Source organism: Shimwellia pseudoproteus, from assembly GCF_016415625.1.
GTDB lineage: Bacteria > Pseudomonadota > Gammaproteobacteria > Enterobacterales > Enterobacteriaceae > Shimwellia > Shimwellia pseudoproteus.
This window is the reverse complement of the sequence record NZ_WBXP01000084.1, coordinates 1-7510: the sequence shown is the minus strand read 5'-3', so window position 1 is coordinate 7510 and position 7510 is coordinate 1. Positions and strand designations below refer to the sequence as shown.

At 55.1% G+C, this 7510-nt stretch carries 6 protein-coding genes and 1 rRNA gene; 5 read left to right on the top strand and 2 right to left on the bottom strand.

Annotated elements, in window-relative coordinates; all coding sequences use genetic code 11:
• Positions 1–97: 97 nt before the first annotated feature.
• From trxC to F9C28_RS19355, 5 genes are all read left to right on the top strand, one after another.
• Positions 98–517, top strand: coding sequence for a thioredoxin TrxC (gene trxC / locus F9C28_RS19375; protein WP_199016898.1), 420 nt, complete (start codon positions 98–100; stop codon positions 515–517).
• Between the two features lie 77 nt (positions 518–594).
• Entirely contained in the window at positions 595–1296 is a 702-nt protein-coding gene (locus F9C28_RS19370; RefSeq protein ID WP_199016897.1) for a tRNA-uridine aminocarboxypropyltransferase, read from the top strand.
• A gap of 33 nt (positions 1297–1329) precedes the next feature.
• Positions 1330–3996 carry a bifunctional acetate--CoA ligase family protein/GNAT family N-acetyltransferase gene (locus F9C28_RS19365; RefSeq protein ID WP_199016896.1) on the top strand — a complete coding sequence of 889 codons (2667 nt, stop codon included), beginning with the start codon at positions 1330–1332 and terminating at the stop codon, positions 3994–3996.
• 110 nt (positions 3997–4106) lie between these two features.
• Complete coding sequence (pssA, locus tag F9C28_RS19360) at positions 4107–5462, top strand: CDP-diacylglycerol--serine O-phosphatidyltransferase (RefSeq protein WP_199016895.1); 1356 nt, start codon at positions 4107–4109, stop codon at positions 5460–5462.
• Positions 5463–5525: 63 nt separating this feature from the next.
• Positions 5526–5849: a YfiM family lipoprotein gene (locus F9C28_RS19355; RefSeq protein ID WP_199016894.1), complete on the top strand. Its 324-nt coding sequence runs from the start codon at positions 5526–5528 to the stop codon at positions 5847–5849.
• An 8-nt stretch (positions 5850–5857) separates the two neighbouring features.
• On the opposite strand, the gene F9C28_RS19350 is transcribed toward F9C28_RS19355, so the two are convergent.
• Both F9C28_RS19350 and rrf read right to left on the bottom strand, forming a co-directional pair.
• The gene (locus F9C28_RS19350) at positions 5858–7159 is read right to left on the bottom strand and encodes an MFS family transporter (protein ID WP_199016893.1); all 1302 of its coding nucleotides are present in this window, start codon (positions 7157–7159) and stop codon (positions 5858–5860) included.
• A gap of 264 nt (positions 7160–7423) precedes the next feature.
• Positions 7424–7510 (bottom strand): 5S ribosomal RNA (rrf, locus tag F9C28_RS19345); the annotation flags it as partial.

Sequence of the window (7510 nt, the reverse complement as noted above, 5' to 3'; positions counted from 1 at the left end):
TGACGAAAGCAGGTATGCCTGAAAGTGTGCGTATTGCCTGAAAACACAACCCGCTACGGGGGAGACTTACCCGAAATCTGATTTATTCAACAAAGCCATGAATACTGTTTGCCCGTTCTGCCTCGCTATTTATCCCGTGGCTGATGAATGCACCGGGGAATGTGCCACATGCGGACACTGCGGATGCGCCCTATTCGATGGTAAACCCGTCCACGCCACCAGCAGTACACTGGATACGCTTCTGGCAGACGATCTGCCGGTGATCGTCGATTTCTGGGCCCCCTGGTGCCGCCCGTGCGTTAACTTTGCTCCGGTATTTGAGGAGGTGGCCAAAGAGCGCAATGGCAAGATCCGTTTTGTTAAGGTGAATACCGAGGCGGACCCAGAGCTAAGCGCCCGTTTCCGGGTCCGCAGTATCCCGACCATTATGATCTTTAAAAAGGGCGAAGTGATCGACATCCTGGGGGGCGCTATGCCTAAAGTCCCCTTCGATGGCTGGATTGACGAAAACCTGTGATCTCCCCGGCACCGTGACTGGTGCCCTCTCCCCCTGTGCAGTAAACTAGCGCTTTTCCATCCCGCCCTGAAGAATCCATGACCGAAAATGCCGTCCTGCAGCTACGTGCCGAACGCCTGGCCCGTGCTACTCGCCCTTTTCTTGCCCGAGGCAATCGCGTACGCCGTTGCCAGGCATGTTTGCTGCCGCTGCGCCAGTGCCTGTGCGCCACGGTGAAGCCTGCTCACGCCCGGAGCCAGTTTTGTCTGGTGATGTACGACACAGAACCGATGAAACCCAGCAATACCGGCCGTCTGATTGCCGATATCTTGCCCGGCACCACTGCATTCCAGTGGTCGCGAACCCAGCCACCGGAAGCCCTCCTCGCCCAGGTGAATAATCCAGATCTACAGCCGATGGTGGTCTTTCCTGCCTCTTATGCCGACGCCGATCGTGAGGTGCTCAGCCAGCCGCCACAAACCGGCAAACCGCCACTCTTTATTATGCTGGACGGCACCTGGCCTGAGGCCCGCAAAATGTTTCGCAAGAGCCCCTGGATGGACACATTGCCGCTGATCGCCGTTGATTTGTCGAAAACGTCAGCCTATCAGTTAAGAGAAGTGCATGCCGAAGGCCAGTATTGTACCGCTGAAGTGGCCGCCGCCTTGCTGGAGCTGGCGGGCGATAACGATGCATCACGCGCCCTGACCAATCATTTTATGCTATTCCGCGAGCGCTATCTGGCTGGTAAAGCCAACCTTCAGCAGGTCATCACAGCGGCGCCGGAAGAAAGCGTTTAAACTAACGCTAACTTTTTGTTCAGGGAGAGCGCCATGAGTCAACGCGGGTTAGAAGCACTACTGCGGCCAAAATCCATTGCAGTGATTGGCGCATCCATGAAACCCCAGCGCGCCGGTTACCTGATGATGCGCAACCTGCTGGCCGGTGGCTTCGACGGCCCGGTACTGCCGGTGACCCCGGCCTGGAAAGCGGTGTGTGGTGTGATGACCTGGCCGGATATCCCCAGCCTGCCTTTCGCGCCGGATTTGGCAGTGCTCTGTACCCACTCCCGTCGCAACCCGGCCTTGCTTGACGCCCTGGGCCTGCGGGGCTGTAAAACCTGTATTATTCTTTCCGCCCAGACGGAGCAACATCCGGCGCTGCTGGCGATTGCCACCCGCTGGAATATGCGCTTACTGGGGCCAAACAGCCTCGGGGTACTGGCCCCCTGGCAGGGGCTGAATGCCAGCTTTTCGCCGGTCCCGATTAAAAAGGGCAAGCTGGCGTTTGTCTCCCAGTCAGCGGCCGTCTCTAACACTATCCTCGACTGGGCCCAGCAACGGGAGATAGGCTTCTCCTTCTTTATTGCGCTGGGTGACAGCCTCGATATTGATGTTGATGAATTGCTGGACTTCCTGGCCCGGGATACCCGCACCAGCGCTATTTTGCTCTATCTGGAGCAGCTCAGCGACGCCCGGCGCTTTGTCTCCGCAGCGCGTAGCGCCTCACGCAATAAACCGATTCTGGTTATCAAAAGTGGCCGCAGCCCCCGGGCCCAGCTCTTGCTGAAGACCCGGCCAGGGTTGGATGCCGCCTGGGATGCCGCCATCCAGCGGGCGGGGTTACTGCGGGTACGGGATACCCATGAGCTGTTCTCCGCCGTGGAAACCCTGAGCCATATGCGCACCCTGCGCGGCGAAAAACTGGTCATCATCAGTAACGGTGCGGCCCCTGCGGCCCTCGCCCTGGATGAACTGGAGCAGAAAAATGGCAAGCTGGCCGAGTTTTCCGCCGGGACCCAACAGCGGCTTAATGATGTACTGGGCGGGGTCACGGAAATCAGCAACCCGCTGGATCTCCACGATGACGCTACCCTCGGGCGCTATTTACAGACCCTCGAGATCCTGCTGGATAGCCACGAGGTCGATGCCTTGATGATTATCCACGCCCCCAGCGCAGTGGCGCCCGGTACCGACAGCGCCCGCCAGATCATTGAGCTGCTCAAGCGGCACCCCCGGGGCCGTATGGTTACCGTGGTCACCAACTGGTGTGGCGAGTTCTCTTCCCATGACGCCCGGCACCTGTTCAGCGATGCCGGGATCCCCACCTACCGGACGCCAGAGGGCACAATTACGGCGTTTATGCACATGGTGGAGTACCACCGTAACCAGAAACAGCTGCGGGAAACACCGGCGCTGTCCGCCAACCTGAATGCCAATACAGCCATGGCCCGCGAGCTGATTAACCAGGCCATTGCGCTGGGTATTACCACCCTGGATACCCATCAGGTGCGGCCGATATTGCAGAGTTACGGGCTGACAACCTTACCCACATGGATTGCGGAAGACAGTGCTGAAGCAGTACATATCGCCGCACAGATTGGCTACCCGGTGGCGCTTAAATTACGCTCCCCGGATATTCCGCATAAATCCGAAGTCCAGGGGGTCATGCTCTATTTACGTACCCCGGCAGAAGTACAGCAGGCGGCAGACGCCATTCTTGATCGCGTAGCCATGACCTGGCCCCAGGCCAGGGTCCAGGGGCTATTGGTCCAGAGTATGGCAAACCGCGCCGGGTCCCAGGAACTGCGTATTGTTGTCGAGCACGACCCTATTTTTGGCCCGATTATTATGCTCGGCGAAGGCAGCGTTGAGTGGTTGTCTGGCGATCATGCCGCGGTAGCGCTGCCGCCCCTCAATATGAACCTCGCCCGCTATCTGGTTATCCAGGCTATCAAGAGCAACAAGATCCGCGGGCGCAGCGCGCTACGCCCACTAGATATTGCCGGGCTCAGCCAGGTTCTGGTTCAGGTGTCGGATCTGATAATCAACTGCCCGGAAATTCGTCGTCTGGATATTCACCCACTGCTGGCCGCGGGCGGGGAATTTACCCTGCTGGATGTCACTCTGGAACTGGCTCCCTTTACGGGGGATCCCGAAAGCCGCCTGGCAATACGTCCCTATCCTCGCCATCTGGAAGAACCGGTCATTATGAAGAACGGGGACAGCTGCCTGTTTCGCCCGATCCTTCCGGAAGATGAGCCACAGTTGCAGCGCTTTATTGCCCAGGTCACCAAAGAGGATCTTTACTATCGCTATTTCAGTGAAATCAATGAATTTACCCACGACGATTTAGCCAACATGACGCAAATCGACTACGATCGGGAAATGGCATTTGTGGCGGTTCGCCATCATCCGGACGGCCAGCAAGAGATCCTTGGCGTAACGCGGGCTATCTCGGATCCGGATAATATTGACGCTGAATTTGCTGTGCTGGTGCGTTCGGACCTCAAAGGCCTGGGCCTTGGGCGCCGCCTGATGGAAAAGTTAATTGGCTATACCCGGGAACATGGGTTGCAAAAACTCAATGGCATCACCATGCCGAATAACCAGGGGATGATTGCGCTAGCCCGTAAGCTGGGTTTTCTGGTCGATGTTCAGCTGGAGGACGGCATTGTCAGCCTGTCGCTGCAGCTGAATAAAGCCCAGGAACGTGAGTAACGTATTGGAAATCTTACCCACAACTCGTAGTAGTAGTGGTATTATCCACCACTTCTGTCGAGCCACCAGAGCAGAAGGCCATCAAATGTATAGAGAAGATAAGCACAGTGATGTTGTCCAAATTTAAACGTAACAAACATCAACAACACCTTGCGCTATTACCGAAGCTTGCTCAGTCCGTTGATGATATTACGGTCTTTTTCAAGCCGGCGGATTGCCGGGAAATTTTACTGCAGAAGATCGCCGCAGCCAGCCGCCGTATCTGTATTGTCGCGCTTTATATGGAGCAGGACGATGCGGGGAAAGCCGTATTGTCTGCCCTGTATGACGCCAAAAGACAGCGCCCCGAGCTGGAGATTTCCGTACTGGTTGACTGGCACCGCGCACAGCGTGGCCGCATTGGCGACGCCGCAGCCAATACCAATGCCGACTGGTATTGCCGTATGGCTCAGGAAAATCCTGGGGTTTCGGTTCCCGTATATGGTGTTCCGGTTAATACCCGCGAAGCGCTCGGCGTGTTGCACTTCAAAGGCTTTATCATTGATGACTGCGTACTCTACAGCGGGGCCAGTATTAATGATGTCTATCTGAACCAGCATGATAAATACCGCTATGACCGCTATCAGCTGATCCGTAACGAGAAGCTGAGCGATATCATGTATGGCTGGGTTCAGCAAAACCTGATCCAGGGCCGGGCAGTCCACCGCCTGGATGATGCCAGCCGGCCAAAAAGCCAGGAAATCAAAAATGAGATCCGCCAGTACCGCCAGGATCTCCGCACCAGCAGTTATGATTTCCAGGGCGATGCTGATAATGATCAGCTGTCGGTCACGCCGCTGGTTGGTCTGGGTAAAACCAGCCCGCTGAATAAAGCTATTTACCACCTTATGCCCTGTACTGAGCATAAACTGACTATCTGTACGCCGTATTTCAATCTGCCTGCGGTGCTGGTCCGCAATATTATTCAGCTGTTACGTGACGGGAAGCAGGTTGAAATTATTGTTGGCGATAAAACGGCGAATGATTTTTATATCCCGCAAGATCAGCCATTTAAAATTATCGGTGCCCTGCCCTATCTGTATGAAATTAACCTGCGCCGCTTTATGAGCCGTCTGCAGTATTACGTTAATAGCGGGCAGCTGATTATCCGGCTCTGGAAAGATGAGGATAACAGTTACCACCTGAAAGGGATGTGGGTCGATGACGAGTGGATCCTGCTGACCGGTAACAACCTGAATCCACGGGCCTGGCGTCTGGATCTGGAAAACGCCATTTTAATCCATGATCCTCAGCATCAGCTGGCTGCCACCCGGGAAGAAGAACTCAATACCATCCGTACTCACACCCATATTGTGAACCATTACCGGGATCTGCAAAGCATTGCCGAATATCCGGTTAAAGTGCGTAAATTAATACGCCGCTTACGGCGCATCAGGGTGGACCGGCTGATTAGCCGCATTCTGTAAACGCAAAATGACGCTATACTCTGGCCCTGTGATATCACAGGGCTTTTTTTCAGGGAGATCGCCATGAAAGCGCTTTTAATTTGTCTGATCCCGCTGCTCACCACCGCCTGTAGCCATACCGCGCAGGATCAGTGGTACGGCCAGGATAAAGCACAGCATTTTATCGCTTCGGCCATGTTGTCTGCCGCCGGCAACGAATATGGCCAACACCAGGGATGGAGTAACGATCGCAGTGCCACCTTCGGACTTATGTTTTCCATCGGGTTGGGTATCACCAAAGAAGCCTGGGACAGCCGGGCGGCCGGTAGCGGCTGGAGCTGGAAAGATCTGGCCTGGGATGTTGCGGGCGCAGCCACTGGCTACACTGTCTGGCAGCTGGCCCGCTAAACCGCAAATTACAACTTACTTCCCCCGCCTTTGCGATGCAGCGACAGCGAAACCACAAAGGCGATAAGCCCCATCCCGGAGACGTACCAGAAGAAGGCGGTTTCAGAACCGATGGACTTCAGGAACAGCGCCACATACTCAGCGGACCCACCAAAAATAGCATTGGCAACGGCATAAGATAGCCCAACCCCCAATGCTCGCACGTGGGGAGGGAACATCTCAGCCTTCAGAATACCGCTGATTGAGGTGTAGAAACTGGCAATCATCAGCGCCATGAGCACCAGACCAAAGGCGGCCCAGGGTGACGTGACATACTGTAATGCGGTCAGAATAGGCACCGTACACACTGCAGAGAGGCCACCAAAGCAGAGCATCGAATTACGGCGGCCAATCTTGTCAGACAGCGCGCCAAAAAACGGCTGTACCAGCATATAGATAAACAGCGCACCGGTCATAATGGCACTGGCGGTATTGGCATGCATACCCGAGGTATTTACCAGATACTTCTGCATATAGGTAGTAAAGGTATAAAAACACAGTGATCCGCCAGCAGTGAATCCCAGAACCATAATAAACGCCCGGCGATGGCGCCACAGCCCTTTCAGGGTGCCCGCCTCTTTCAGGGTGCGGTTTTCAACCTGTGCGGTTTCATTTAGCGAGCGGCGCAGCCAAAGGGCCACGACAGCCAGTACCGCCCCGAGGGCAAACGGAATACGCCAGCCCCAGCTTCTCAAATCACTATCAGAGAGGGTGTGCTGCAAGATAACCACCACAAGCAGGGCCAGCAGCTGGCCGCCAATCAACGTCACATACTGGAAAGAGGCGAAGAAGCCTTTGCGTCCCTCTATCGCCACTTCACTCATATAAGTGGCGCTGGTCCCGTATTCGCCGCCTACGGATAATCCCTGGAACAGCCGGGCCAGCAGTAATAATGCCGGCGCCCAGGTGCCTATCTGGGCATAGCCCGGCAGGCAGGCGATCACCAGGGAACCAAAGCACATCATGCATACTGAGATTAACATTGAGCGCTTTCGTCCGTGACGGTCAGCAATATGGCCAAATAGCCAGCCGCCGATAGGACGCATTAAGAAGCCCGCAGCAAAGACGCCTGCGGTCTGAAGTAATTGGGTGGTGGTATTACCGGTGGGGAAAAAGATATGGGCAAAGTACAGCGAGCAGAACGAATAAACATAAAAATCGAACCATTCAACCAGATTACCCGAGGACGCTCCGACAATTGCCCACACGCGCTGCCGGGTACCGTCTTTACGCATTGCCGTCTTATGCTCTGCGGCTACTATTTCAGTCATGCACTCATCTCCTGCCAGGTCATCCCGAAAAGGGAAAACCGTAGAGTGAGCCAGAACGCCATGTAAATAAAGTGTTATGAAGTTTATGTTTTTGTTATTTGTGATGAAGGTTAAATTTTTGTGAACAAGTAAACGACGGCAATATATGCCGGTGTCGTAGCGGAGCACCGGTGCCTGATGAAGAACCGGGTGACCGGCAAAACTCAGTAAATCACAGACACAAAAAAGCCCTGTCTTGCGACAGGGCTTTTTCGTTTAATTAAAGCCTGGCAGTTCCCTACTCTCGCATGGGGAGACCCCACACTACCATCGGCGCTACGGCGTTTCACTTCTGAGTTCGGCATGGGGTCA

Bases quoted from the DNA above. Each gene is read 5' to 3' on its own strand.
- trxC (WP_199016898.1), top strand. From the start codon at position 98: ATGAATACTGTTTGCCCGTTCTGCCTCGCTATTTATCCCGTGGCTGAT.
- F9C28_RS19370 (WP_199016897.1), top strand. From the start codon at position 595: ATGACCGAAAATGCCGTCCTGCAGCTACGTGCCGAACGCCTGGCCCGT.
- F9C28_RS19365 (WP_199016896.1), top strand. From the start codon at position 1,330: ATGAGTCAACGCGGGTTAGAAGCACTACTGCGGCCAAAATCCATTGCA.
- pssA (WP_199016895.1), top strand. From the start codon at position 4,107: ATGTTGTCCAAATTTAAACGTAACAAACATCAACAACACCTTGCGCTA.
- F9C28_RS19355 (WP_199016894.1), top strand. From the start codon at position 5,526: ATGAAAGCGCTTTTAATTTGTCTGATCCCGCTGCTCACCACCGCCTGT.
- F9C28_RS19350 (WP_199016893.1), bottom strand. From the start codon at position 7,159: ATGACTGAAATAGTAGCCGCAGAGCATAAGACGGCAATGCGTAAAGAC.